The sequence below is a fragment of the Pedobacter sp. genome (assembly GCF_037719805.1).
Lineage (GTDB): Bacteria > Bacteroidota > Bacteroidia > Sphingobacteriales > Sphingobacteriaceae > Pedobacter.
Genome location: NZ_JBBJLZ010000005.1, coordinates 1 through 26,282, shown reverse-complemented (window position 1 = coordinate 26,282; position 26,282 = coordinate 1). Strand labels below are relative to the sequence as shown.

Genomic DNA, 26,282 nt, shown 5'->3' with positions numbered 1-26,282 from the left:
GAATGATTCAATATACTAACAATTGATTACTAATAATCACATTCCTTTAAGGAGCGCTTTTTTAACCGTTATCTGCAATATAGTTTTAAACGTAAACTCCAGAACCGCATCTCTGTTTTCCAGCATATCTTCGACGGAATTTGATGCCTCGTAATCAGGAAGAGCCCCTCTTTTCTGTAGAACTGGGTTTATTGCGTAAACAGTGTGTAAAAGCGGGATGGTTATACCAGTTTCAGTTTGGTCCCCCTTTACAAATATCTTTTGCACCCCATTGCTAATACCGGCATATCCAGCAGTTTCAGACCCAACTAAAATGGCGTTCGTATATTCTTTGAATAGTCCTGCAGCAATACCTGCTGCGGAAAACATGCCGCCATTAATCAACACGACCACTTTTCCTTTAAAAGGATATTGCTTAATCGGAAGGAAAGGAGCTATTTCACGCAGGATATCAGATTTCGTCACCTTAAAGGTTCGATCATCTTGCATAACCATGCCGTATCGTTCATCTAGCTCCAGCTGGTCACCGGTTGTTTTCAGGAAGTATTCATTATTACCTAATGACGTAATCTCTTTAGCCAGAGTAACAGGCTTATCTATGAAATACTGAAGCAGGTAGCCCGCATTTTTAGCGTCACCACCTCCATTATCTCTTAAGTCGATGATCAGATTTGTAATCTTGTTAGCAGAAATTTCTTTGAAACAATTTCTATAGTAGTCGGGGTATGTATTTTCAGGATCCTGAAAGCTATCCTTAACAAAACTACTGATCTTTATAATGGCATAATTTGCACGCTTGTTCATTTCAAAATTAAACGGACCTTCGGAAGGTTTTTTTTCGGCTGGATACTTTCCGGCTCTGCGGGATGCATAGGCTTCCTTTGGAACTGATTCCACCTGAACAGTGACAATTTTTTTGGACTGATAATCGCGATAAGAAACATCATGAAACAGCTTTCCGCCTAATATTTGTGCATAAAAATTACTAAACACACTGGGTCGACTTAAAATATGCTGCACACCAGCATGGCTTTTTCCATCGGTTGAACAATACTTAAAAATCTCCAGTATGATGTCATTGCTTAGGTGACCGTCTATCGAAAGGATCTCAGAGCCATCTGCAATTGGAAGGTTGCTCAAGTTCTTTGTAATGTAGATCCGCTCATCTTTAAGGTATACCTGAAAAGGAAGCAATCTTTGTGAAGAGAGGATACTGTCGAGCCTTCCAATAGGATAAACACCTGTATGGTCATCATGGATACTAGTAAATATTTTACGAAGTACCTTATAAAAAGATGTGGCGTCCATAGGCTTGGAAACTTCTGACATCATGTTGTCCGTCATGGTATTGAATTCTTCCGGAGATTGATGGGTGTAAAGACCCGGATGTGTTTTGATCAGAACATTCTTGAACTTATTAAGATCTGCTTGCATCGCTTTAGGTTGATAGACTAAGGGCATTTGGCCAATTACCGTCCCTTCCCTGGTAAACACAAAAGTATTGCCTCCTTGCTTTAGCGTCATTTCACTTCTGTCGACATTAAACAGCAACCCAATACCTGCTTTCTGATACAGAAATTGGTCTTTGGCGGTAGCTTCCAAAGGAAATGCATCTTGTCCGGTTCCCTGAGCCATAAGTGTTGTATTATTTTTGCTGATTACTATTTTGAGAGATAGTTTTTCGCCACTGTAAATGCCGATGTATTTATCCAGATCCTCGCTTTTTAAAACGATTTTGTCACTGAGACTGTCCATCACCGGATTCTTTACTGTTTGTCCCGAGACGTTAGAAGTAAGTGTGATAAGGAGCGATAAGAGCATTAAGTTTTGTGTCATTTTATTCATATTTAAGCGCTTTAACAGGGTTAGCTTTTGCGGCCTTATACGCCTGAAAACTGACCGTCAAAAGTGCGGTGGCAGCAGTGGCTATTATTGATATCAATATCACCTGCAATGAAATGCTTGTTCGGAATTCAAAATTCGTGAGCCATCTGTCCATCAGGTAATAGGCCAACGGTACGCCAATACAAGCAGCGACAAGTACCATTTTCAGGAATGAGATCGAAAGCAACCTCATAATATTGCTCACTGAAGCACCCAGCACACGGCGTACTCCAAATTCCTTAGTGCGCTGTTCTGCACTGTAAGCCACCAGGCCGTAAAGCCCCATACAGGAAATCAATATAGCTATGCCACCAAACGAATTGGCCAGGACGCCCAAGATTTTTTCCGACTGGAGCTTTGAATTATACAATTCATTCACAAACTTAATCTCCACTGGATAACTCGGATTAATGCTTTTGGTCACTGCCGAGATCAGTTCTACATTCCTGTTTAGGCTGTTTGAAGGATTAAGCCGCATATTAATGCTTCCTCCTTGATTATTGAAATTGATAACCATAGGTTTTCCGCTGCGATAAGGTGAATCCCAAAGAAAATCTTTAAACACACCGATGATCTTTAGCTTTTTGTCAAAGAGCGTTACTGTTCTTCCAACCGGGTCTTTCAGCTTCATCATCTTCACCGCGTTGCTGCTCAACAAAATACCTCCAGTATCCGAGGCAAATTTCCTGGAGAAATCACGGCCCGCCAATATTTGTATTCCGCTCGTCTTTGCCAGATCATACTGGGTTTGCAGCCGGTTGAACACAATTTCTTCACCTTGCTTTTCCATATCCGGCCATTTTAATCCATAAAACCAATTGCTTACACGCGTCATACTTTGCGAGGTCTGGTTAACCGCCATAACTGCGCCTGTCCGGAGCAACTGTTCCTTAAACAATTCAAATTTTCCCTGCAATTCACCGCTCTGGGGCATTTCTGCAAGCAAATCAATGTTATAACCCACAGGTCTGCTCTTGATAAACTGTACCTGCTTGTAGATAACCAGGGTAGCAATTATCAGCACGATTGCAAAACAGAACTGCCCAACCACTAGTACTTGTCTGAGATTAAAAGGAATAAACCTTGCCCGGGCAGTTTTCTTCTTTAAGATCTGAATGGGATTGAATGAGGACAGAAAGAGCGCCGGATAAATCCCTGCAAGAAGGCCTGTCAACAAGGCCACTGATGAAATACCTAACCAGTAGTGGATATTACTGTAGTCAATCGTTAATTTTATACCCAGCAGGTTATTGAATGCTGGCAAACTGGCCTCTACAATAGTCAGCCCAATCGACACGGCAACCAGGGTGAGTACCATCGCTTCGGTCAGAAATTGTGTAATCAGAGATGCCCTTGTCGCACCGATTGTTTTTTTTATTCCTACTTCTTTAGCCCTGCGCTCCGATTTGGCTGTGGCCATATTCATAAAATTGATACAAGCGATCAGCAAAATACCAAAAGCCAGTGCTATAAAGAGGTAAATTCGCTCGATGTCTCCGCCGACACTCTTGCCGTTTAAAAATTTCCCGTACAAATGGGTATCAGAAAAAGGGAATAAGAAGTTTTCATTCCTTTCGTCGGTGTAGCTTTCATTGAATAGCTTTTTTACCTTGGAGTTGATCAGGTCCAGCTTGGAACTGTTATTTACTTTTGCAATGGCAAAAAAACTAAAATTTCCCAAGCCGGGATTTCTCGCCTCATCTTCGATAATTTGATAAAATGACCAGGGCATTAAATAATCAAACGTTAATGAAATATTAGTCGGCAGATCTTTAATAACGCCGGTTACTTTTAGGTCCGTTCTGTTCGCATACCTTACTGTCTTATTTAGTACATCAGTATTTCCAAAAAGCAGCTTAGCTGTACCTTCGGTAAGCACCACCGCATTTGGTGCGTTCAGTGCGACGTCCGGATTACCGGCGATAAACTCATAACTGAATATTTTGAGAATCTCTGGATCTGCAAAAAGATCAATTTTTTTAAATCCGGCTTCTTTATTTGCGATCAGCGATTCATTGCCTCCCGCGATGCGGGTAATGGCATCGACCTCGGGAATTTTGTTCCTGATAGCCATGGCAATTCCATTGCCTGGCGACCCTCCGGTACTTGTTATCTTGCCTGATGCATCCTGAAAATTGGTCATCACTTGATAGATCTTATCCGCATCTTTATACTGACGATCAAAATTCAATTCGTAGTTGACGTACAGCAACAGCAGGAGGCAGGCCGATAAACCAACTGCCAGTCCGGCGATATTGATCACTGAAGAAGTCTTATTTCTCCAGAGGTTGCGCAAAGCTATTTTTAAATTGAGTCTGAACATGGCAGTAGTGGTTGGTCGGTTAAAGATAGGATTGAACTTGAATTTACCCAAGTCCGTGCCAGTACTAACGATATGGTCTCAACGTGCTAATGGCGATGATTTAGCCACATGTTATTTTTAGTAGCGTTCATTATCGAACAGAAGGCGTACGTTGATGGACAGCAGACAACGAAACAGCTGATTGGTAAAATATATAGACTAGGGTTTTCCTCCTGTAGAATCATCATTATTTATAGATCTGACATTCTTTTTTATAGAGTTGTCACTTTTCCCAAATTTGTAATTTAAGCTGAAAGTAACAGCACGAAAATAGTTAACGGATGTATTAGTTTGAGTAAAATCATTTCCTTGGGTTACACTACTAAAGTCACGAAACTTGCCGAATGGGTTACTTATACTTGCTGCAGCGAATAATTTACTTTTAAACAGCGCCTTATCTATACTAAATGACGAATAAACATTTGGTCTAAACCTACCCTGCAGCGTAATGTTTGCACTTTGGTAATTCACATCTGCATTCAAATGCATACCTTGATTAATGTTATAAGCTATTTTGCCAAAAGCTATGCCTTTTAATCCTTTATTTTTGATTAGTATGTTATCAACTAATCCTTCAAGCCATAGGTGGCTTAAATTACCTCCTGTACTAAAGATGAATTTAGCTGTTATTGGATAACTGACGTTAAAATCCAAGCCAAGTTGCCGTTCTTTTCCTATATTATCATAGGTTGTACGGGTAATCCCAGTAGCATCATCATAAGTGTAAACCTGCTGGATGGTATTGTTTGCGAATGAATAACCAACACCTATATTCAGGCTTAATTTTTTAAAATTACTATAATTCATCAGTAAGTTATTGCTTTTAACAGGTCTCAAATTTGGATTTCCGGCTACTTCAATACTTGGATTTGAACGATCCACAAACGGGTTCAGGTTCCATATATTCGGCCGTTGAATACGTCGCGTGTAACCGATATTCAATGCCTGGTTATTTTCATCAAACTTTAAGGTAGATGATATTGCAGGGATCAGGTTATAATATTCATCCTTAACCTCGGCGTTACCTCTAGAAAATATTGATCTTAACGTTGTGTGCTCTAATCTCCCACCTGCCTGAATGCTAAGGTGCCCTTTGCTATATAGATAGGAATTATATATGCCATAAATATTTTGATCGTTACTGAATATATTACTTTTATCGGCCTGAAGCTGATAGCTAGAACTCGACTCGTCGTAGGAACTATACTGATAGTCACTTTCATTTTCTCTAAATATCCCCTTAATTCCAGATTCTATTTTAAGATTGCCGAAAACGTTTACATAATCAAGCTGGATCGTTTGCTCAAATGCTTTACTATTGTTTATTTGCAAGAAATCCGATGCAGGATAGTTAAATTGGTTGTCTAAAGTTAAACTGTAGTCCGTGTTATCTGTTGTGTTGCTGAGCTTGTAAGATAAGGTGAGCAGTTTGTCTTTTTTCTTTTTAAATACAAGCTGATAATTTAGCCCTACATCCAAGCCGGTCCAGGGATTGATCAGTAAATTTTCTACAGAGTAAGATTGTACTATTGAGTTGCTTTGATCAAACAACCTAGAATTTTGATCATTGTGAGACTTGTATGATCCGTTGTTAATGGATATTTCTCCGGAAAACAAGTTCAGCGAATCAATTTCAAAACTCAATAGTGATGTCAGATAACGGTACTGAGAGTCAAAATTATTTACCCTGTCCTGAGAGAGAAAAGTAGGATTTACACCAGTTGTGGTTCTGTCACTGAATCTGTCTGAATTTGGCGAATTGTAATTTGTTATACCACCAACAAGACTTGCTCCAAACTTACCTTTTTGCACTATAAGGGAACCGCTATTTGATATCCCGCCCACGGGCAGCCTATAGGAAGAATTGATATTTCCGCTATAGCCATTTTCAATGTTTTTATTCGTGATGATGTTGATGATTCCGGCCAACCCTTCACCTTCATATTTTGCAGGTGGTGTAGTAATGACTTCTATCTTTTGAATATTGGAAGCAGACATACTTCTTAATACATCCTTTGGGCTCTTAGCCATCATACTCGAAGGGTTGCCATTGATAAAAATCCGGTAATTAGGGCTGCCTTTTAATCTGATTTCATCTTCTGCATCTACGCTTATAAGAGGAATCTTTCTCATCACATCAAGCACATTTCTTATCTTGCTTTCAGGGTCAGCCTGTACGTCATAAGTCAGCCTGTCTATTTCCTGTTTTAAGATCGGCCTTGTACCGACCACATTCACCTGTTTTAAGGAAACATTCGCAGCGTAAACTAACAGGATACCTAAATTGCGCAATTGTAACTTCGGGTTTGTCAAGACATCAACTTGTCTATTTTCATATCCAATGGAAGCAATGCTGATTTTGTAATGCCTGTTCGCCAGGCTGTCAAATTGAAATTTTCCATTTATATCGGTAAAATTAGATTTTAGTCCTTTTCCTAAGCTGTCCTGCAAAGTGATAGTTGCATATTGAACCAGTTCATTCTTCAATGAATCTTTCACAACCCCTACAATTTGATACGGGTTCTGAGGCAGTCTCTCAATTAGGATGTTCTTATCAATCTGACGGAAGGACAAAACTGTATTTTGTAAAATAAGGTTTAACAGCTGCTCAATGGTCCGACTCTCCTTGCGTACATTAAGATTTCCAATGCTCTTAACATCTGATAAGCGATAATAAAACCTTAAACGCGAATGTCCCTCTATCTTTCTTATAGCATCTTCAATGTTCTCATTTTTTAAGCCTACTGTTACCTTTTCAGTAGCCATAGATTGTCCTTTGACAGGAAATGCAAACATGATTTGCCCACAGCTTATTAGCAGTATAGAAGTCAAAAGACTCAGGCGCATTATTTTATAAATTTTAATCTTGTCATGGTATATGCATCTATATGAGCGCGATTTACCTCGCTGCATTGTAGCAGAAATTTTCATACTTTTAAAGGTTATATTGATTGTCAGATCGATTTAACATCCGGCTAGCCGGTTTACTGCAAGCTGATTGGCGTCGGCTTGCAGTTTTTACGTTCACGGCTTGCCTGGCAAGCTGTGATTAAAGAATTAAACATGTTATCTTACCTCATTCTGTTTGATTTATGCATCCTGCACCGTTAATGGTGATGCTGCCATCCGGATTATATATATAAGTCGCCTGGTTAAAAGCACAGATCACTTTTAAGATTTGATCTAACTCATTTCCTTCTAATGCAGTTCCAGAGAACCGGCAACCGCTGATCATATCGTTGGTAAAATTGATCTTCACATTGAAACGACTTTGAAGTATAGCAGCTGCCTGTCCAAAGGTGATGTTGTTAAAATGCAAATCATCCTGCCAGGCAATTACAGATGTAGCATTAACATCGACTTTTTGCTTCGAGTTATCTTTTGTGTTATAAGTAAGCTGTTGGTTGGGCGTGATGTAGGCTATCACGTGGTTTTGGTCAGCGACACTGACTTTGCCTCTGGTTACAGTTACGACAACCAGACTGGAATCATTTGAGTTAATGTTGAAGGCTGTACCTAAAACCGTCGTCTTAACTTTTCCAGTGTGAACAATAAAAGGCTTGCCTAAGTCATGATGGATGTCAAAGTAAGCTTCTCCTGATAAAAAGACTTCCCTGGAGTTGCCAGTGAAAACTGTTGGGTATCTCAGTTGTCCTAGTGAATTTACCCAGACTACACTTCCATCATCTAAAGTAATTTTTTTCTTTAAATTGGCTGGGACATTAAGAGTAACAAAATTCGATGAATCAATCTCCTTTTGCCTAATAGGCCAAAAGACCCACACCGTCATTATTAAAAATAGTATTGCCGCTATTGCGGTTACCTTTTTCCATAAAGCCAAAGCCTTTACTTTCCCAGATTTATGATTGTAAGTAGCTTCGACTTTATCCGTTTGACGTATAGTAGCGTCAATGTCGCTCCACAAGTTACTTATCCACTGTTCACGGCCGTTGGCATCAAGCTTTTTCCATTGTGTATCTTTCAGCTCGTTCTCCGCAAGCCATCGTTTAACCTGATCATTTTCGAGCGTAGTAGTCTCTCCCTTTAAGTATTTGTCTAGTAACTTGTCAATATCATGGGACTGCATAAGCTCAGATTTGCCTAGTTGTCGCACGAAGTGACATTCAGTACCGAAAGAATTAAGAATAAGTAACGAATAAGACGAATTAAGGTATTGGGAGGCTCTTAGAGCCAATAATTCAGAAATGTTGCAATAAAAATTCTGAGGATTGACTGGCGTAAGTGTTTTAAGGCGATGGTCAGTTGATTTTTAACTGTTTGTTCCGAAAGGTGCAACCTTTGAGCTATTTCTATGCTAGTTAAGTGCTCGTCACGGCTTAGTCGATAAATCTGTTTTGTCTTGGTTGGTAATCCCTCGATCGCTATTTCTATATTCTTTTGGAGTTCTTTTGCTTCCAAGACTCTATCTGCTCCATAACTTTCATGTGGCTGTGATGCACTTAATTTTAAGGCGTAATCGCGACGGATTGTTTTGCGTCTGATACGATCAATAATGCGATGCCTTGTTGCAGAAAAAAGGTATGATTTCAAATTTCCAGAGATCTCAAGACTATGGCGGTCTTTCCATAGCTTTGCGAAGATGTCATGAAGAATATCATGTGCGTCATCTAAGTCGTACAGTTGTGAACCAGCAAAACTGGCCAGACTCTCAATGTAACGGTTATATATTTCAGTAAAAGCAGCCTTATCGTCAACTTTTAGAAGCTGAATTAACTCATTGTCACTTAAGGCCGCTTTTGACATACTAACGAATATATCGTTTTTCAATAAGTATTACCATTTATGTAAAGGATTTGAGTGAATGCGTTAACTATCAAAAAAGGGCATTTTTCCAAGGTGAAAGGTGTATCAATAATAGCTTACATGTATACCTTCCTTTTTTAAGACAAAATATGTCTTTGGTAGTTCTAAGTAGCAATAATTGTGAGAAGTAAGGTTAAAAGATATTTAGCATCATATCCTTTACTTGCGCAAATAAAATGTTATATTATTAAGAAGTGCGATAGGCTTAAAAAGCTTGAACGTGGTTTATTTTAGTTTCATTAAGCGTCATTTCCAGTGACGTTATGTACAAAATTTTTGATACTGATCCAACCCCGTTCATTAGTACAAAGGAGATCAAGAAAAAAGAAACTGAAAAAGTATAGGATATTATCAATAAAAATGGGACTTACCCGCCAGGAAATCAAAACTACTCAGGAACTAGACTATAATAAAAAATGAATATTACAATGAGTGCATGGTATAATGAACCAGGAATTAAATTCAATGTATCCCACAAGATTTATAAACTTATTAGACTCCAATTAATTGAGAAAGTGATGGATCCAACTGGTCTGACTGCGAAAGACCCGGATCATTTCTTAAATCTAAATACTACCACCGCATATGATATATATGAACTTGCAGTCCGAGGTCCAGTAATTGATAAACGAAATAAGTTTATAAGTTATGGTTTATGGCTGCCATACAAAGAAATTAATGATTCTAAAGAATACTTAAAAACGTTTTTAGAGTTTTATTTCGACGCGTTGCTAATTTTATTTGATAAATATAACGTACCGAGAGAATTTATCCTTGATGTAAGGGAGGTAGTTGTAAAAGAAGTCGACAACAATACCGAGTATTTTTACGTTGAGTAACCACGGAACGAGTTAAGAAATGTTTGTGCTCAGATCGGTTATCGCTTTAGTTCTGGTTACTGTGCGTTATCAGGACTTGAAATATCGTGGCATCAGCTGTTATAAATTTCCACTACTTCGCCTGCTACCTATCTGGATTAATCCGCATTTTAATTCCAGTGCCATTCTGTGAAACCAACGATTTATCGTGCTGGTATTTCTTTTCATAGCTTTATGACAAAAGAGAAATCATCGTTTTTTAAGACAGTTTTATGATAACGAGAAACAATCGTATGATACTCCAATATAGTCTTTTTTAAAACTTAATTAAATAATCGTTACAGACTAGTATCTGCCATTGGACTCTTTAGTCTCAAATCTTCGTTTTAGAGACGTAATCACCAACAGTAGTCGTTGTTAATAACAATACTAAATGTGATCGAAGGTTAGATATACAGAAATATTAGTTACGTTGTATTTTGAGATCTTTCTGGTATTTGGCAACAATCGTTATGAGTACCTTTCCCTTCGGGGTAGTGAGTTCTCTTATCATCCTACATGAAATAATATTTTCTTCTAATATTGCCATATCTACAGGTGCTGCTAAAATGCTACTGGTATCATTACTGGTAGGTAGATGTACTTTCCTATTTTTATCTATCGTAAACTGATTAATTCTTCCCACTAATGAATACGACTGCAGAATAGATTCTCTTATTTCTTGTTCAGGCCATAAAAGGTGATACTGTGATACTTTACTATTAACTATCACATCTATAGTACTAGATTGGAGCTCTGGAATTTCTTTAAATAGGTTTTCCATCGAAGAGTTGCCATCGATATCTACCTTTGTATCTGTGGTAGCACTTACTATTTTGTAAAATCCGTCAACTTCTTCAGCTAATGAACGAGGATTAGTATCAGGATTTTTTTTGCAAGAAATTAAGACAGATAATAGGAAAACCAACGTATATACAACTTTCATAGCTCTTGAGGGGGTAATGCAATATAAGGATTTGATATTTACTCATCAGTATATATAGCATATTAAATTCTGACACTTAAATTTCAATATGAGCACAGACCATGACCCTTTAAATCAAGCAGCATACTTTCGTTAAAAGTCCCTGCTAAATTATACCTAAAAGATAATTTTAGAAATGAACTTGTATATATGTCCCTTTAATATACAACGTATGAAATATCATTAAATACGTATATTTCATCAGATCAAGAACGTTAATGGTTGGACTGTTTAAATTTAAGAGTCAAATGTTGTTTCCACGCCTGCGACTGAATGAAGCTTTCCCATAAACTACAAACTTATAAATGGAACAATTAATAAACCTCACAAACTCAAATGATTTTTTCTAAGACTGGGCTTTATTTATTACAGGCTTCGATTTGAAGCCCATAACTGCAAGAATGATTGTCTCACTTGAGGCCCGCTATGGCGGTTTCGAAGAAGATTCTGCCTCACTAAAACGGAACTGGAATATTGCTTGCGAAGGCCTTTTTGGTCAGCGTTTAAGAGCTGGCTATTTAATGCCTTTATACGGAATTAAAGTTCTTCAAGATCATCCTATTCTTTTAAATTACAGTTCAGAAACTTGTTTTTCTATTACCGGTGGTTGTGAAAATATTGCTTTACTGATGGGCGAACTCTTTCTAGTTCATAACCAGAAATGCGGCAATTGGGTGCAATTTCATCGCATATTCGGTTTTTTACCAACACTTTTAGAGACAAATACGGACTTTACACTCGTTGGACCCACCGCACTTGTAGAACATTATCGGCCAGTACTGCAACGACACAAGATAAACTATAAAACAAAGGCTTTAGAGCCAAGGCTAGAAATGCCTTCCGTTCTTTTATTTAGCAGTGACTATTTCCCAGACCGTTATGATCACGGACAGTCGTACATTGTAGCAACCTCCTTTGAATTACTTGAAGACCAGTCTTCTTAACTTCATCCTTCATTAAGCAGGTCACGTATTTTCTCGGGGTTTGGTGTATATGATTTTGACAGCAGAAAAGTCTTGGGTTTCAAGCCGGTCTTGAGGAATGGAAATAAAGCCATTTTTATGATAAAAGTCAAGTGGTGATCTGTACATGCTACCGTCTGACTTCGTGTACCCGTTTTTATCCACCACCCATCCATGCATCTCGACTTCATTCTCAACTATTTTCTGCAGCATTTTACTGCCCCACCCATTTCCATGAATAGTACCGCTTAGAATAATAACAAACCACCTTTGTAGATCACGAGAAAACTTAAATGCCCAGCCTAATATCTCTTCATCATTGTTCAGGATCAGATAATGAATTACATCCTCTAATCCTGATAGGTAGAGATCTAACTCCGCAATTGACTTGAAGTTTAGTTGTTTTGGATACTGCTCGTTCCACAGTTTTTGCACACTTGATTTTTGGTCAATAGTAAGGTATGGATAGGTTTTAATATTCATTGATAAAAAACTAACTAAAATACTCCGCTCTACGAAGCATTGTTCCTGTTTTCGAACAGTCTAAAAGTTGATATATTTATTTACTCGTCGATTTTATAGGTTTTTCCACGTCAGCTATATAAGAAGGTCCAATAGAAATTTCTATGTCATTTACCCAAACGCTTCTTCTATCAACCTTAGTTACTTTACTATTTCTCCATCAATGAAATAATTCTTTTTACTGATGCCATTGTTAAAGGTGGAAGTGCCATAACCGTTTTGAATTCCTTTACTCATCCCTCCATTATACTAACAAACATGACGTCAAGATAATTTACAAAATTTACATATTTATTTACAATTCAAATCTCACGATCCGAAAGATATCGATGTAGATTGCATCAATATTTGATTAGGATGAAGATGCAGACGAATATCTTGTACCACCTAAACACTATGCTGGCAAAGGTAATAACTTCACAGGATGACTGAGCCAAATGAGTTGCTCAGAATTTTAGTGCCTGAATTGGCTATCCGAACCTTAACTGTTACCAGACACTATAGTAATGAGAAACATACGCAATTTTACTTTTTTAACGACATTAATCATTTGCACATCTTGCAGTGGACAAGCTCAAAAGGAAATATCAAAAGAAATGATAAGTGAGCCAAAATTAACATCTATCGGACCGCCAAAAATTATTAAAACTCAAGGCTCCCAAAATGGTGACAATGTTCATTGTAGTTTGCAAGACAAAGCAGGCAACCTTTGGTTCGGCACGACAGGTGAAGGTGTTTATAAATTTGACGGGAAATCATTTACTCAATTCACAGTGAAAAACGGGCTTAATAGTAATTCGGTTAACCATATGTTGGAAGACAAAGATGGTAGAATTTGGATAGGCACCGCTGCTGGACTTGTTCTTTTCGATGGAAAAACATTTGCTGAAATCCACATTCCGTTACGAAGAAACATGCCTCCAAATAAGTCTCGAACGGAGCATTCTGTGTTCAGTATGATTCAGGCCAGGGACGGAGTGCTATGGTTTGCTACAATTGATGGTGTTTATAGTTACAATGGCAAATCCTTTATTCCATTTATAGTTAATGAAGGCGCGGGCTTTTTGAGTAGTAACAACAACATGGAATATATATTAGAAGACAGAGCTGGTAACATCTGGTTTGGTGGAAGGGCTAATAAGGGCGTATTTCGTTACGATGGTAAATTCATAACCAATCTCAAACCAAATGGTGACAATTTTGCTTGGCCGGTGTTGCAAGACAAAAAAGGATATATCTGGTTCAGCAACTGGAGTGGCGCCTACCGTTACAATGGCAAATCATTTACAAGTTTTACTAAAAATGATGGCTTAGCCAGTAGTAATATTGTTCGAATTATAGAAGACAAAAAGGGAAATCTTTGGTTTGGATGTGGGACAAAGGATGGTGGAATCTGTCGTTATGATGGAAAATCATTTACTTGTTTTACAAGTGATAACGGCTTATTCAATAATGACGTTTGGTCGATTTTGGAAGATCGAGCGGGAAATCTCTGGGTGGGTACAAGGAACACTGGTTTGTTTCATTATAACGGAAGAACCTTTACTTCTCTTACAGCTGAAAATGAAGAAGTCAATAGGTCTCTTTTGAAATTTGGTAGGCAATAAAAATATAAGGAGCATCAGAGTAGATCCGTTAAAATCATTCTAATAAAATATGAAAGCTACAGTAACTAGCCATTAAAATTAAGTTAATGAAATACATACACGTATATGCCTTGTCCCTGATGTTTGTCGTTTGCGTTTCTTGTAACGGACAACGCAACATTGAACCATCAAAAGATCATATCAAGTCAATAAATGCCGAGACGGAAAGAAAAGGAGCAATAATACAAAACAGCCTTCCGAAAGGAGGTGTTGCAATTAACGGAAAAAAAGGATACACTGATCCTACGGGAATATCTCATGGATTTGGAATTTTCTGGACTCGCATTATAAATGAAACTGCTACTCCGTTAGAACTAACAATTAGTTTTCCTCAAGATTCATTTGCGATTTCCTCTGCACCGAACTCCTACTTTAAATTATTATTACCTCCAGACACAATGACACTTGAAAAGCAATCATTATATAACTATGGTTACAAAACAAGTGATGTAAGATCATTTTTAGATACAAGCTTTAATAAACCAAGCTTTTTGAGAAGAACTATTAATCCTAAGGAAGAGTGTCTTCTCTATGTTATGATGCTTATTCACTTGCCTGATAATGGCGCCATACGAACAGGATTTGTCTTAAAAGAAGAAGACCTTCTTTATAAAGTTAGTATAGCCGGGCAGCTTGATTCTGCATCATTTCTCTGTGGAAAGATTGTTTTTAGAAAATGAGTCAATATTTACGATTGCTAATGTCAAATATGTCCAAGAAAATCACATATACAGCGTTTCGACTCATCAAATCTTAGTTTAAATTCTTCCCTATTTTGTCTTTATCACATTGAACTTATACTGGTAATTTAACATTACATAACGTTTTAAGATCTGCTGCTCTGTAGTGTTAGTAGCATTCAAGTTTCCATAGCGACTAACAGATATGTTTTGATTTAGTAAATCATATACAGATAATTTCAGTTGCCCACGTTCCTTCTTTTGGGTTAATAATGACAGCGCGATATTTATCGTATGTGAACTGCGCGGAAAGCCTGGTGCATTTTGAGAGTTGTATCTAAAATAATAATTAGGCTCCAGCACTATCCGCTTTGGCAATCTAAAGGTGGAGGTAGCTCCGAAATATTGTGTTACAATTGCGATGTTAGAGAAGTCGGGGCTATTATAATCCACTTTATAGTGATTGAAACTATAATAGGCATCGATCATTACTACAGATTTGTAATTTACTGTAAAATCCTGACTAAAATACAGGTTCTGAGCACTTTGACGCGCTTCAGCATTATTTAAAAAAACAATATAGTTTTCAGAATAGCCGTTCACTCCAGAGCCGGTTGTAAATTGCCAATCTTTAACTTTCTTAAATTGCTTTCGCAAATAAACACCCCCATTGGCACTACTGCTCCCATTCTTATTGATCACCGTAGCTGTAGTAAAACCATTCGTATCAATTAATGCACGTTGTACAAAGCTGTTATTCTTAAATGTCTTATTTAAATTACCACTCACACCAAGTCTCCTGGATTCGATATACTTATAGAAATTCCCACCCAAATTTCTAACCCTACTCGCTTTAAGTTCAGGATTCCCTATATAAGTATACTGTGCGGAGCTTTGTCGCACAAGCGGCTGCATCTGGTAAAGAGAGGGCAGCTCTATCCATTCCCTATAATTTAATGAAAACCCATTGTAATCAATAGCTAAAGCAGGTAACCAAACAGCAAGCTTTTGACGCAAATCATTAGCAGATGCGTTAAACTTATTGTTTACATCTTGGATTTCTAAATCAACTGCTGCGCGAACTCTTAATTTCTTTGTAATTTGATAATTCAGCAACGGCTTAATATTTTGGAAAAAGCCTGTTCGTTCAAAATTATTACTCTGAGCGCTTACAAATTGATCATAAGCGTTTGTCCCCGCGTTTTTATCATAAGTCAATAGCGGTTCTGCCCAGTAGTAATATCTGCTATTAGTAAAGAATTCTGCTGTGAGCTTTTTTGTTAGTGGCAAATTATATAAAAAGGTTACGCCTGTCCACCTTGTTTGACTTCCAGAGCTAACATATCTGTCAAATAAGGATGAAGGTATCTCCGGTGAAAACGAGTCTAACTGGCTAAAATTATATCCGTCATTACCTCCGTCGTTCCAGTTGAACAAATTATTAATGGTAATCGACCTCCCCTGTTTTAAACGATGGTAATAATTTAAGTTGTGCGAAAAGTCATCACTGTAGGCTCTGTTACTGACCCTATTGTTCGTTTCGCTTAGAAGATTCAGGCTGTTCGATTGCATTAATAAGTTTGACTGAACAGATCTTGAAGGTGAGAAGGATAAGCTTGGTCTGTAGCGTACAGTTGTATTTGTATCCGGCTTCCATTCGACCAATCCTCCTAAAGAATGACTGGTTGCATTATTTCTCGACTCACCTGTTCGAAGGGAATTAAGAATGCTATTGTTGCTAAACAGTTGTTCATTCAAGTTACGAGTAACATTTGTCTTTATCGTATTCCCATAAAAATAGGCCAAGTTAAGCTTAAGTTTCTTGCCATAGTCATTGTTCAGATTTACTCCCCCTGATTTAACGTTAGTTAAGCCGCCCGACTGGTTGCCACCGAAGTTGCCATTACTGATCTGATCGTTGCCCGACCTATTGAAACCCCCTAAGCCATAAAGTTCATCTTCGCTGAACCCTGTACTGTTCAAATTATTTGCATTCGCCATCACACTCACCTGCAACGTATCTCTAAAATTGCTTACAATTCCACTCACCGAATAACGGTTTCTGGTGCCTACACCGGCACCAAACCGGCCAATAGTGCTTTTCTTGACGGCATTCTTAAGTTTTAGGTTGATTACGTTTTGCAGGTCAATCTCACTTGCTTTCTTATCAGGATCATTCTCTCTATCGAGATAGACTAGTATCTTGTCAATTAGTTCGGCATCCAGATTTTTGAGCGCTATTAGCTGATTGGTACCAAAAAATTCCTTACCATCAATTAAGATCCGGCTGGTACCACGGCCGTTGACCATTATCTCACCTTTTTGATTTACCTGCACACCAGGCAATAGTCTCAACAATTCTTCAACAGCGGCATTCGGGCGTGTTTTAAAAGCTTCTGAATTAAATTCAATAGTATCTTTTTTCATAGTTACTGGCGATCGCATCCCAGTAATTGACACCTCTTCCAAACTCCTTCCATTGAGACCAATCCTTCCAAAATCTCTTAAACCTGGCTTTAAAGTCAGGTCCATTCGGAAAGTATTGTATCCCACATAGGTTACAATAAGTTTAAATGCATGAGCGATGGGTAATCTGGAAAGCTGGAAAGTACCGTCATCTTTAGTTACTGTGTAAGCAATGAGAGAGGTATCTGTTGCATTTACAACTGCAACTGTAGAAAAGCCCAGGGGTTTCTTTGTAAGCGAATCGGTAATAATTCCTTTAATAGAAGCTGTGTTTTGAGCATAAGTAACGATTGTAGCGGCAAAAAAGACTAATAGCAGGAGGAAGAACTTCTTCATGAGAGCGTGGCGACGGTTATTTGGTTATTTATAGAGCCTAAAGTAACCCTTTCCTAGTTCATTCAAGAAGACTAGATGTTAAAGTTAACTATTTAACAATCGATGCTGTTATTGCTTTAGTAAAATAAGCCCAACAAGATCGAAGAAGAGATTACAGTACTCATAAGACTATACATAGGAGGATGATAAGGTCTAAGAAGAGGTTTAATTAAACCTCCATTATGTTCATTTTAGGCCTCTTTGCCGCTTAGCGATAATCTATAAGTCAGGATGCTCAGCTATCTGCGTTGGGGTGACTATTTTCAGTTTATTGATCCATGTGGATACGATTTTGAGCGCTACCGGATTTACCGTTTCAGAAATTTGAGGATATTCACTTAGTGCTCCGGTCTGTGCTCTTTGAAACAAGTGATTTAATCCGGGTAATGCGATCTCCTGATGGTTATTGTTACCTGCCTTTTGTAAGGCATTTTTTATTGCAGCAAGATTAGTAGTACTTTCTACCACGATATCCAACGTACCGTTTAACGCAAGCACAGGACATTTGACCTTAGACAAATAGTCAGCAGGTTCTAATGATATATAATACTTAAACCAAGGTGAAAGGTATCGTGACGAGGTAATCTTAACAAGTTCGTCAACAGATTTCCCATGTAATAAGGGAGGTGGTATATTCTTGAACTCCCTATAAAGTAGCGTGTCAAGTTCTCGCTTTAATTCGGAAGGACTCAACTTTGCATTATCATGTATGGTTCGAAACATTTTCTGCATACCTGACACCATCAGGTTTTTGTCTTGAGCAGATGCACCGCTCAGCTGCATTTGGTCTCTTTGTTGTTGAACCATCAACTCGTATGCAGTAACCCCAGGTCCCGCAAGCAAACATATAAAACTAACTAACTTGTTTCTACTGGCCACCATTGTTGCGATCACACCGCCCTCGCTATGGCCCATTAGCCCAATGGATAACATGTTAAGGTCCTGTCTTGAATGTATATAATTTACAGCAGCCTCAGCGTCATCAGTAAAATCACTCGTAGTACCTTTAGCGAAGACCCCTGTAGATTTACCGACGCCACGATCGTCATATCGTAAAACTGCGATGCCACTGCGAGTAAGCCAATCACTCCAAACAAGAAAGGGTCGATGATTAAGTCCTTTTGCTTCTTCATTTCGATCCTGCGGTTCCGCGCCTGTAATGAGTACAACGATCTTAGAGACTTTGCCATTTGATGGCGTCGTTAATGTGCCGGTCAAACTGTTTCCTGCCTTTGGATTTGTGAACGTCACCTCTTCTTGAATATATGGATATGAGGTAGGGTCTTGAGGCCTTTTAGGCATTGAAACCGGATCATTGCTGCAGCTAAGAAGGAGCAGGCACAATAAGTATGGAAATAGTGTTTTCATAATCGGTGTGTAATGGGTTACGTCAGATGAATGCTTCCTTTAGTGAGACAAGATGTTACTTCACTAATCCTTGGACTCTCACTGATACAACCCTTTAATGATAAACCGGTTGTTATAGCTTATGATCTAAAAATACTAAAACCCGACTATTAAATTCTGAAACCTTTTCGACAGGTACATAGTGTGAAGCGCCTTTGAAAATGAAGAGTTTAGAATTGGTGATACCAGCTGCAATGTATTTACTGTGTTTCTCCAAAATCATATCCCTTTCTCCCGCCATTACTAAAACAGGAGATTTAATTCCATGTAAATCTTCAGTTGAGATATGTGGTTCGGTTAAGAGCAAAGTAAATAGCTTAACTTGATAAGCTGATTTATCATCTGTCTTAGACTTTAATCTTTCTATGGCATTAGCAACTTCTTTTAACGTGCCAGTAGAAACGGCTTTATTCGGATTGGTACAAGCTCCTGTAATAGCCAACTTATTTACATAATCAGGGTACTTCGACGCCATGATCAATCCAGTATTTCCTCCATCGCTCCAACCTAGAATGTTTGTTCTGACAATATGTAAAGAGTCGAGTAGTGTTTTCATGTCTTCAGCATACAGATCATAAGAAAGTGGTCCAGAAATATAATCGGTGCTCCTGCCTTGTCCACGTGTATCTACAGCAATTACTTTATATGTCTTAGAGAATTCCTTAATCTGTTTTTTAAAAACATTGATAGACTGGCTGTTTCCATGTAGTAACAATAAAGGATCTCCTTTGCCATATATTTCATAATACACTTCTGCGTCCTTGACTTTCACCTTTCCAGATGCGGTCGTATTATTACCATAATTAATTGGTTGGTAAGAACCGGTATTATAATATGCTTTTATTTTTGCTTTGCTAATATCCACGCCGTCAAACAATATCTGCACATCGTCGATCCACATTTTACCTGGCCCGTACAATAAAGGAAATAGATTAATTGTCGCTGCTTCTTTTTGCAGCGGCAGTTTGAGGCTATACTGTTTCCACTCCCGAGTTCCGTAGATTCTTTTAGCTAGCAGATTTGTAAATTCTAATTTATCATTATCCTCATTGTCTATTCTGAATTGAAAATCCGCATGACCGGTAACATTTTCTAGTTTCAGATAAAATTTTATTTCAACTTCCTTACTTTCGAATTTTGCAGGAATAATAATATTAGACATGCCGGATTTTGATGCAACATTCTGGTCAATATTTTCTATCAATAGAGAATAGTTACCCGTATATTTTTGATTTGAATCAATTTCAACCTTGTATCCACTTTTTGTTGTACCCGTTTGCCAATCAAAGGAGGATTTAGATCCAGAGGTTTTTCTTTCGAAACCAAAGTTAAACTCATTTCTATTATTCGGTAATTCACTTAAAGAGCTCTGACCAAATACCTGAAACGAAACACAGCAAAAGATTAAAGCAAGAAGGAAATATTTCATGAAATATGAGTAGTTAATAATTGGCCTTATTTAAATTTGAGATATTTTGCTTATAACCTTTTAGACCTAATACATCTTTCCTAACAGTTTTTAACCATTTCTTTCCAAATGCGTGAGTCAAGTATTTAAACATAACTCTATTGTACTCAATCGCAATCTGCTCGTTAGGACCCGTGCATCCAGATTCGTGGTAATAGATTTTATAATTTTCTTGAAATTTCGCGTCGTTTGAAAATACTACAGGAGATATTCCACTTTTTAGGAGCAGAAATCGAGTGCCGCTCAAAATATCTGCATTAGCTAAATCTATTGCTCGTGTCAGACCATCAGCAAGAAAAAGCTTAGATGCCGCACTTTTGTTTACTTGTTCATCGGTAGGTTCTGTCAACTGCCCGAAGCTCAAAATTGGAGAGAAAAGAAATAACGAAATTATCAAAGTTTTCAGATGACTTACCATATTGACAGAGAATTATTTGGATAAATTTTTAAGGTATAGTCATTCTATAAATATATAATATTTTGATGCATAACTCTTAGCAGAAATCACTATCTTAAGAACTGAGATGGATACTTTCGTTTATTAAGACAATATACTATGTAGTTTAATGGTCTAGATATCCAATTACTTAGCAAAACGCTAGTCTAACCGCTCGTTTTGATCGTTCTTCGAGAATTTGGCGACTGCCAACTTCCATCTTAAAGTGAAATACATGCAATACTGGTGATTTGTAATCATGTACATACCAGTCATAAAAACCGCCGTACCGAGTGAAATTCCAAAATCTGTTTCCACAATTATAAAGTTAAATAGTCGATTCTAATCGAATGTACTATCAAGAGGACAAACATTACCCCTCCAGCTCAAATTACTTAGTTGTGATAACGATCAAGCCTTTCGTTCTTACGCTTTCATTGTAGTTCTTCACTGCTTCCTCTCCGTAATATACCTTTATCCAAGGTACTGTACGATAGAGCGTCACATCCAGCTTAAAGCCTTTCTTTGTGACTGTATAGGTGGCCACTTTCCCGTTTACTAAAATTATAGGGTTTTTTAAGTTATCAACTACCATGTAGTTCGCAACTGTATTTCCTTCCAATGACGAAATCCAGGTGAACTTGTTGTTATATGCACTATACACTTTCCAATTGTTCGTTGTTATTAAACTATCCGGATTATTAGCCTTAAAAAAGCCCATTACTTGTACTGCCGTGAGCCTGGTATAATCACGGTATGCTTGTAGTGATACGGAACTCTCAGCACCGTTAACACCTGTGAACGAAAATAGGATTGGTAAAATATACTTCCCCTGGAGGCCTTCCCCTAAAGGATTTGCCAGAGCGGTGACCCTTCTTATTTCCGGTTCAAATGATGCGATGGACGGTTGAACGACAGCCGGACTCAAAATCTTACCGGTATTGTCAATTTCAAAAGCCAGCCAGACGCTTCCTACGGCTTTATTCTTAGCGGCCTCTACAGGATAGTTCAGTCTCTCCGCAAAATGTTTTCGAACCGCATCTATAGGCGTTTCTGGATCTGCTACCATTGGTAGATAGCCCCTGATCGTCAATTCCCGAAGCTTTTGGTATTCTTTGTATTTGGTAAAATCAAAGGCCTCTGGCGCACTTATGATTTCTTTTCGCCGACCTTCCATTAACGCATAGGTGATTGCCAAAATATACTTGCCTTCCAGACCATTTCCAAAGGGTTTCGCATTCTTTGCAACGCGTAGAACTTCCTGCTTGCTGCCCTCGCTCATCGATATCAGTACTACCGGATTTCGTATTGCGCCCGTAGTATCCAGCTCAAAGGTCAGGTAGTTTGTGCCTACCTTTTTCATCTCCTGGTCGGAGGGCGCATAACGAATTGATTTCGCGAAATGAACCCAGACCTGAGCTAAGGCCGCACTATCAGCCAATGTGATCATTGGGGGAGTGCCAGGCAGTATAATCTGACTTTCCGGTTCCACCGGTATTGCCCCGTTACTAAGGGCGTCCAGTACTACCGGAATACTATTTTCTGTGCTGGCGGCGATCGTTTTTACCGTTTCCAATTGTGCAATGGTTGCCGAGGAAAAGACCACCATGATTGCGAACAGAGGAACAGAGAGACCGTATTTCAAGACCGCTACTTTCCGCGACTTAGATTTGTTTAACATGATTCGATTCCAGTTACCATTTTAAAGGGGAGGTATTGGTTGATGGAAGTTGATTCTGCGGAAATCATTCGGCTACCCATCATTTAAATATTGGATCCTAAAACACGATTAGCAGGTCCTCTGTAGATTATTATTATTCCTTAGTTTGTTGAGGAATATTGCCGATTTCCTTTTTAACTAGGTTAGTTAGGGGAACATCTGGATAGCGTCCCCCTTCTCTTGGCATATCTTATTATTGAGCAGCCAGAGTTACACTAACACGAGTACCATCTAAAAAGAAATTCAATTTAACAGGTTTAGTATTCGGTGGGAGTGTAAACTTCCAAACTGCTGTAGAGGAAGCTTCTGGTTGCGGGCTGGAATCTCCATCGCTATTATCTGCCGGTATTAGGGTCTTATTATCCAATTCTAATCTTGCGTCTGAATAAGAGACTGAAAAGAATTTTTTGTTCTCAAGTGTGCTCTTATTGGTCAGGGTCAGATTAAGGGTTAGTTCTGCACCTGTAGATTTTCCTTCAGAGTCAGACAGCTCAACCACATTAATACCGGTTACCTTAACCAAAGCTTCTCTTTCTTTACCAAGAACGGCGCTATCGGGTGTTGCGATAACCTTGTATCCTGCTGGAGCATTTTCTGTTTTCTCAGTGGCAGGAGCAGGACTTTCAGCAGTTACTGTAGTTGTACCGCTATCAGTCTGGTTTTCCGCCTTTTTATCAGACGAGCATGATGCAAGAACCTGTGCTCCAAAACACAAGCCTAATACGGTTGATGAAATTCTATTCATATAAGTATTGATTTATTTTAGTCAAATATATGTTTATAGGTTAAAGATATTCTTTAATTCCGCGATATTCGATTACTATCCTATCTTATTAACTAAATAACATAACGGATTTCCAAAATCCTCGCCGGAGGGATACCTTCGTTTAATAAGAGATATTTTTAAATATTATACTGGTCTCTTCTAGATTATTGCATTTCAACTTTCAATCCAATAGTACTATATTAGTTTTGAGTGACGCTTAATGGTTTATGAAACTAATGTTAGATTTTTTTACTAAAAAATACTTATACATTGGAATTCTCAGATATCTGCTAGGAATTACAATGCTACCATATGCGTTATCGAAGATACTAGGAACGCAATTTATTGTTACCGGGTTCACATTAACGCAAATACAAAGTTTAGAAGATGTACCTGGAACCACATTGGCTTGGGCATTTCTTGGGAAAGCAGTTTGGTTTCAGATTTTCATCGGATTTGTTGAGTTAATACCATCAATCCTATTATTATTTAGAAAGACTATATTGCTTGGAGCAGTCCTAATGTTACCAGTGACATTAAATGTATTGTTAATTAATTATGCGCTAGATCTGTGGCCTGATACTAAGGTTATGGCAAGTGGCTTATTCACTTTGAATCTTTTCATCCTCATTTTCGAATGGGAAAAAATCATAGCAACCTTTAAAATAGTCATCTCACAACGGTTTCACTTTAAGTTATTCAAGCTTGAGATAGTATTTAATCTAATTTTGGTTTCTATTGTGTCCTACTTGGCTTTAGATACGTTGCTAGAATACCGAAATCAGCGGAATGAATTAACTGGAGATTGGGTGAATCAGCACCCTATAGAATGGATTCTAACGAAAGAGGAAATTGGAGATAGTACCCTGACAGCTCGAGATCTTAAAATTTATTTCGGGGCATATGGTGCCTATGATGAGTCTGGTCCTACAAGTAACACATTGGAAGTTTCATATACGGTTAACACAGCAAATCGAACAATCACCTTTAAATATGATGATGGAAATGTACTTAATTGTAATTATGAAAAGGTGAGTGAAAACGACTTAAAACTCATACGTCAGTCCAGTTCACTAAATAATAGTTTGTTCATACAGTACTTCAGTAAGAGAATTATAAACAAATAATTGAATATATAGGAGTATTGATCTGCAATGCAGGATCTTGTCTTGCTCTTATCCTTATCTGGTTAGTACTTTTATACCGAAGCATGGAATAAAAAAGGGTAGGTAAGTCCTCACTGTGAGCCGAAAGATAATAACCATTCGCTTGCCACTTTGATAGCTTCAGCATTCGCTTCTTTATTAGTACGAACCGTAGCATCCGGTGTGATATTTTTACGGTACTTTCTTAAATTTCTATCTGCGGTAATACTTGAGGCTAATAATAAGGTAGCTCCATCCGATAAACGAAAGGTGCCGTTCCCTGTTGTGTAGCCGCCACTAGGGCTGCCAAATATCTTTGTGTTTTCTCTGCCGATGAATGAAATGGCAGTCATTTCCCCACTACTACTGGTTTTTGGTCCAATCAATACAGCGATTTTTGCGCTCTTATTTTTAATTTTGTATGGCTTGGCAACTGTTACAATTTTGCTGGTTCCAGCACCTGAGCTTCCATTTTTATAAAACCATGGGCCCTTTACCTCTTTTTTATTGACCGTTCGTATAAAATAGCCGAGATTGCCTTCGCCCGTAAGTGGTCCCAGCCCCGCAATCATAGGATACATGTTGCCACCGGTATTATTGCGTAAGTCTACAATCCATCCTTTAATCCGATTCTTGCTATCAAGGCTACGAATCATCTCTTGAATGTCAGTGGCAAACTTAACAGACACACCATCGTTTGTTGAGCTGAAACCTGGAACAGCTATGTAACCAATGTTGTTTCCTAGCAGCTTATTTTCAGGCTTCCCAGGGTTAGAATTCACTTGCGAATACTGACTAGTAGCGACCTTGTTTTGGATGAACGAATGGTTGTCACCTACAGACCGAAGCTGGTCAAGTATATAGTCCAGGACTGGTTTTGTTTCATCCACTTTAGTTAGGCCTGCAGATAATGTAAGAACATCGCTTTCCACTTGCGGCCATTTGATTGAGTCCGTATAAATTGAATTTTGTTTAACAATATCAATGAATGCTTTAAGATAGCTAGCCACCTCCTTTGAGGCAGGAGTTGCAGCCTGACTCACGTCTTCAATATTAAAGTCATCAAACCATACGGTTCCAGTACCACTTAGATAACCGCCAAGTAGGAGTTTCTTGGCTTTTGCATTAACTGTCATCAGCATAGTATACTTCTTCCAATCAGAGGTGCCGCCGACTTTCACCCCCTGTGTACCTAAGTTTTGGAAGCCAATCATCTTACCGTTTCCATCGAGGATCTGACACCAAAGTGTACCTTCATTTTGAACATCGGAACATTTGATGTAAGCAGTAACAGCTAACTTCTTTAATTTATCTACAGTAATTGGAACTACTTGCGAGAATGGCATAAAGCTGTCTTTCTCATTCTTTGCTGAGAAAATTCTTAAGGCCGAGACGCCAGCATGTTTTGTCTTCTTATCAAGCGTGTAGCTATATCCGGATACCGGTTTCACCTTCCATGGTAATATGGCACTATCCGCAGAAGAACTGTCAAAGCCTTTGTTAGTTATCTGTGAGTAACAGTCGAAGGAAAGGAGAAAGGTTATTAGGGTAAGGGACAAGAATCTGTTCGTAAACATGAGCGCTGATTTATAAAATATTAGGTTTTTCTCCGATTTTTCCTGGGCTTGTACTGCTACTGCAATGCAATTGATTAATCCAAAAGTTAGCACCAACGCGAATTGAAATTTATTCATAATTATATGTTCTTAAAGGATCATAATTATATTTTTATACTGTAGACTTTCAGCTCATTAATCGTCATTACTTTAAACCATAA

Annotated in this window: 20 protein-coding genes; 5 read left to right on the top strand and 15 right to left on the bottom strand. The window is 38.3% G+C overall.

All coding sequences use genetic code 11. The features are described from left to right. Positions 1 to 36: 36 nt before the first annotated feature. The 5 genes from WKF66_RS16480 to WKF66_RS16460 all read right to left on the bottom strand — a co-directional run bounded on the left by WKF66_RS16480 (position 37) and on the right by WKF66_RS16460 (position 9,010). The gene (locus WKF66_RS16480; RefSeq protein ID WP_489675587.1) at positions 37 to 1,845 is read right to left on the bottom strand and encodes a S41 family peptidase; all 1,809 of its coding nucleotides are present in this window, start codon (positions 1,843 to 1,845) and stop codon (positions 37 to 39) included. Continuing rightward, the gene (locus WKF66_RS16475) at positions 1,838 to 4,207 is read right to left on the bottom strand and encodes an ABC transporter permease (protein WP_489675586.1); all 2,370 of its coding nucleotides are present in this window, start codon (positions 4,205 to 4,207) and stop codon (positions 1,838 to 1,840) included. Before WKF66_RS16475 ends, WKF66_RS16480 begins: the two co-directional genes overlap by 8 nt. A gap of 198 nt (positions 4,208 to 4,405) precedes the next feature. Continuing rightward, positions 4,406 to 7,042, bottom strand: coding sequence for an outer membrane beta-barrel protein (locus tag WKF66_RS16470; protein WP_489675585.1), 2,637 nt, complete (start codon positions 7,040 to 7,042; stop codon positions 4,406 to 4,408). Between the two features lie 280 nt (positions 7,043 to 7,322). Further along, complete coding sequence (locus WKF66_RS16465) at positions 7,323 to 8,333, bottom strand: FecR family protein (RefSeq protein WP_489675584.1); 1,011 nt, start codon at positions 8,331 to 8,333, stop codon at positions 7,323 to 7,325. A 98-nt stretch (positions 8,334 to 8,431) separates the two neighbouring features. Then, a complete protein-coding gene (locus WKF66_RS16460; protein ID WP_489675583.1) occupies positions 8,432 to 9,010 on the bottom strand; it encodes an RNA polymerase sigma-70 factor in 579 nt (192 codons plus the stop codon). A gap of 476 nt (positions 9,011 to 9,486) precedes the next feature. Between WKF66_RS16460 and WKF66_RS16455 the strand changes: the two genes are divergently transcribed. Continuing rightward, the gene (locus WKF66_RS16455) at positions 9,487 to 9,909 is read left to right on the top strand and encodes a hypothetical protein (protein ID WP_489675582.1); all 423 of its coding nucleotides are present in this window, start codon (positions 9,487 to 9,489) and stop codon (positions 9,907 to 9,909) included. A 442-nt stretch (positions 9,910 to 10,351) separates the two neighbouring features. Here WKF66_RS16455 and WKF66_RS16450 read toward each other — a convergent pair whose 3' ends face one another. Continuing rightward, positions 10,352 to 10,873: a hypothetical protein gene (locus tag WKF66_RS16450; protein WP_489675581.1), complete on the bottom strand. Its 522-nt coding sequence runs from the start codon at positions 10,871 to 10,873 to the stop codon at positions 10,352 to 10,354. 440 nt (positions 10,874 to 11,313) lie between these two features. Between WKF66_RS16450 and WKF66_RS16445 the strand changes: the two genes are divergently transcribed. Further along, positions 11,314 to 11,856 carry a hypothetical protein gene (locus WKF66_RS16445; protein WP_489675579.1) on the top strand — a complete coding sequence of 181 codons (543 nt, stop codon included), beginning with the start codon at positions 11,314 to 11,316 and terminating at the stop codon, positions 11,854 to 11,856. A 21-nt stretch (positions 11,857 to 11,877) separates the two neighbouring features. On the opposite strand, the gene WKF66_RS16440 is transcribed toward WKF66_RS16445, so the two are convergent. Next, complete coding sequence (locus WKF66_RS16440) at positions 11,878 to 12,357, bottom strand: hypothetical protein (protein WP_489675578.1); 480 nt, start codon at positions 12,355 to 12,357, stop codon at positions 11,878 to 11,880. 545 nt (positions 12,358 to 12,902) lie between these two features. On the opposite strand from WKF66_RS16440, the gene WKF66_RS16435 reads away from it, so the two are divergent. Then, entirely contained in the window at positions 12,903 to 14,003 is a 1,101-nt protein-coding gene (locus WKF66_RS16435) for a ligand-binding sensor domain-containing protein (protein WP_489675577.1), read from the top strand. 86 nt (positions 14,004 to 14,089) lie between these two features. Next, positions 14,090 to 14,722, top strand: a complete 633-nt coding sequence (locus WKF66_RS16430; protein WP_489675576.1) for a hypothetical protein — start codon at positions 14,090 to 14,092, stop codon at positions 14,720 to 14,722. 90 nt (positions 14,723 to 14,812) lie between these two features. Here WKF66_RS16430 and WKF66_RS16425 read toward each other — a convergent pair whose 3' ends face one another. The 7 genes from WKF66_RS16425 to WKF66_RS16395 form a co-directional block, all read right to left on the bottom strand. Beyond that, entirely contained in the window at positions 14,813 to 17,524 is a 2,712-nt protein-coding gene (locus WKF66_RS16425; RefSeq protein ID WP_489675575.1) for an outer membrane beta-barrel protein, read from the bottom strand. A 258-nt stretch (positions 17,525 to 17,782) separates the two neighbouring features. Next, positions 17,783 to 18,931, bottom strand: coding sequence for an alpha/beta hydrolase family protein (locus WKF66_RS16420; RefSeq protein ID WP_489675574.1), 1,149 nt, complete (start codon positions 18,929 to 18,931; stop codon positions 17,783 to 17,785). A gap of 112 nt (positions 18,932 to 19,043) precedes the next feature. Continuing rightward, entirely contained in the window at positions 19,044 to 20,399 is a 1,356-nt protein-coding gene (locus WKF66_RS16415) for an alpha/beta fold hydrolase (protein ID WP_489675573.1), read from the bottom strand. A gap of 13 nt (positions 20,400 to 20,412) precedes the next feature. Next, positions 20,413 to 20,787 (bottom strand): FEKKY domain-containing protein, encoded by a 375-nt coding sequence (locus WKF66_RS16410; protein ID WP_489675572.1) that lies wholly within the window; start codon positions 20,785 to 20,787, stop codon positions 20,413 to 20,415. Positions 20,788 to 21,036: 249 nt separating this feature from the next. After that, a complete protein-coding gene (locus WKF66_RS16405; protein ID WP_489675571.1) occupies positions 21,037 to 21,192 on the bottom strand; it encodes a hypothetical protein in 156 nt (51 codons plus the stop codon). A 73-nt stretch (positions 21,193 to 21,265) separates the two neighbouring features. Further along, positions 21,266 to 22,555 carry an energy transducer TonB gene (locus WKF66_RS16400; RefSeq protein WP_489675570.1) on the bottom strand — a complete coding sequence of 430 codons (1,290 nt, stop codon included), beginning with the start codon at positions 22,553 to 22,555 and terminating at the stop codon, positions 21,266 to 21,268. Positions 22,556 to 22,787: 232 nt separating this feature from the next. After that, positions 22,788 to 23,339 (bottom strand): hypothetical protein, encoded by a 552-nt coding sequence (locus tag WKF66_RS16395; protein WP_489675569.1) that lies wholly within the window; start codon positions 23,337 to 23,339, stop codon positions 22,788 to 22,790. Between the two features lie 323 nt (positions 23,340 to 23,662). On the opposite strand from WKF66_RS16395, the gene WKF66_RS16390 reads away from it, so the two are divergent. Continuing rightward, entirely contained in the window at positions 23,663 to 24,487 is an 825-nt protein-coding gene (locus WKF66_RS16390; RefSeq protein WP_489675568.1) for a hypothetical protein, read from the top strand. Positions 24,488 to 24,597: 110 nt separating this feature from the next. Here WKF66_RS16390 and WKF66_RS16385 read toward each other — a convergent pair whose 3' ends face one another. Next, positions 24,598 to 26,199 carry a S41 family peptidase gene (locus WKF66_RS16385; RefSeq protein WP_489675567.1) on the bottom strand — a complete coding sequence of 534 codons (1,602 nt, stop codon included), beginning with the start codon at positions 26,197 to 26,199 and terminating at the stop codon, positions 24,598 to 24,600. Between the last annotated feature and the right edge of the window lie 83 nt (positions 26,200 to 26,282).

What these genes read in the sequence shown, in the direction of transcription:
- WKF66_RS16440 (WP_489675578.1), bottom strand. Translation starts at nt 12,357, where the DNA reads ATGAATATTAAAACCTATCCATACCTTACTATTGACCAAAAATCAAGT.
- WKF66_RS16460 (WP_489675583.1), bottom strand. Translation starts at nt 9,010, where the DNA reads ATGTCAAAAGCGGCCTTAAGTGACAATGAGTTAATTCAGCTTCTAAAA.
- WKF66_RS16450 (WP_489675581.1), bottom strand. Translation starts at nt 10,873, where the DNA reads ATGAAAGTTGTATATACGTTGGTTTTCCTATTATCTGTCTTAATTTCT.
- WKF66_RS16420 (WP_489675574.1), bottom strand. Translation starts at nt 18,931, where the DNA reads ATGAAAACACTATTTCCATACTTATTGTGCCTGCTCCTTCTTAGCTGC.
- WKF66_RS16435 (WP_489675577.1), top strand. Translation starts at nt 12,903, where the DNA reads ATGAGAAACATACGCAATTTTACTTTTTTAACGACATTAATCATTTGC.
- WKF66_RS16385 (WP_489675567.1), bottom strand. Translation starts at nt 26,199, where the DNA reads ATGAATAAATTTCAATTCGCGTTGGTGCTAACTTTTGGATTAATCAAT.
- WKF66_RS16455 (WP_489675582.1), top strand. Translation starts at nt 9,487, where the DNA reads ATGAATATTACAATGAGTGCATGGTATAATGAACCAGGAATTAAATTC.
- WKF66_RS16430 (WP_489675576.1), top strand. Translation starts at nt 14,090, where the DNA reads ATGAAATACATACACGTATATGCCTTGTCCCTGATGTTTGTCGTTTGC.
- WKF66_RS16480 (WP_489675587.1), bottom strand. Translation starts at nt 1,845, where the DNA reads ATGAATAAAATGACACAAAACTTAATGCTCTTATCGCTCCTTATCACA.
- WKF66_RS16415 (WP_489675573.1), bottom strand. Translation starts at nt 20,399, where the DNA reads ATGAAATATTTCCTTCTTGCTTTAATCTTTTGCTGTGTTTCGTTTCAG.
- WKF66_RS16395 (WP_489675569.1), bottom strand. Translation starts at nt 23,339, where the DNA reads ATGAATAGAATTTCATCAACCGTATTAGGCTTGTGTTTTGGAGCACAG.
- WKF66_RS16465 (WP_489675584.1), bottom strand. Translation starts at nt 8,333, where the DNA reads ATGCAGTCCCATGATATTGACAAGTTACTAGACAAATACTTAAAGGGA.
- WKF66_RS16400 (WP_489675570.1), bottom strand. Translation starts at nt 22,555, where the DNA reads ATGTTAAACAAATCTAAGTCGCGGAAAGTAGCGGTCTTGAAATACGGT.
- WKF66_RS16470 (WP_489675585.1), bottom strand. Translation starts at nt 7,042, where the DNA reads ATGTTTGCATTTCCTGTCAAAGGACAATCTATGGCTACTGAAAAGGTA.
- WKF66_RS16445 (WP_489675579.1), top strand. Translation starts at nt 11,314, where the DNA reads ATGATTGTCTCACTTGAGGCCCGCTATGGCGGTTTCGAAGAAGATTCT.
- WKF66_RS16425 (WP_489675575.1), bottom strand. Translation starts at nt 17,524, where the DNA reads ATGAAGAAGTTCTTCCTCCTGCTATTAGTCTTTTTTGCCGCTACAATC.
- WKF66_RS16390 (WP_489675568.1), top strand. Translation starts at nt 23,663, where the DNA reads ATGCTACCATATGCGTTATCGAAGATACTAGGAACGCAATTTATTGTT.
- WKF66_RS16475 (WP_489675586.1), bottom strand. Translation starts at nt 4,207, where the DNA reads ATGTTCAGACTCAATTTAAAAATAGCTTTGCGCAACCTCTGGAGAAAT.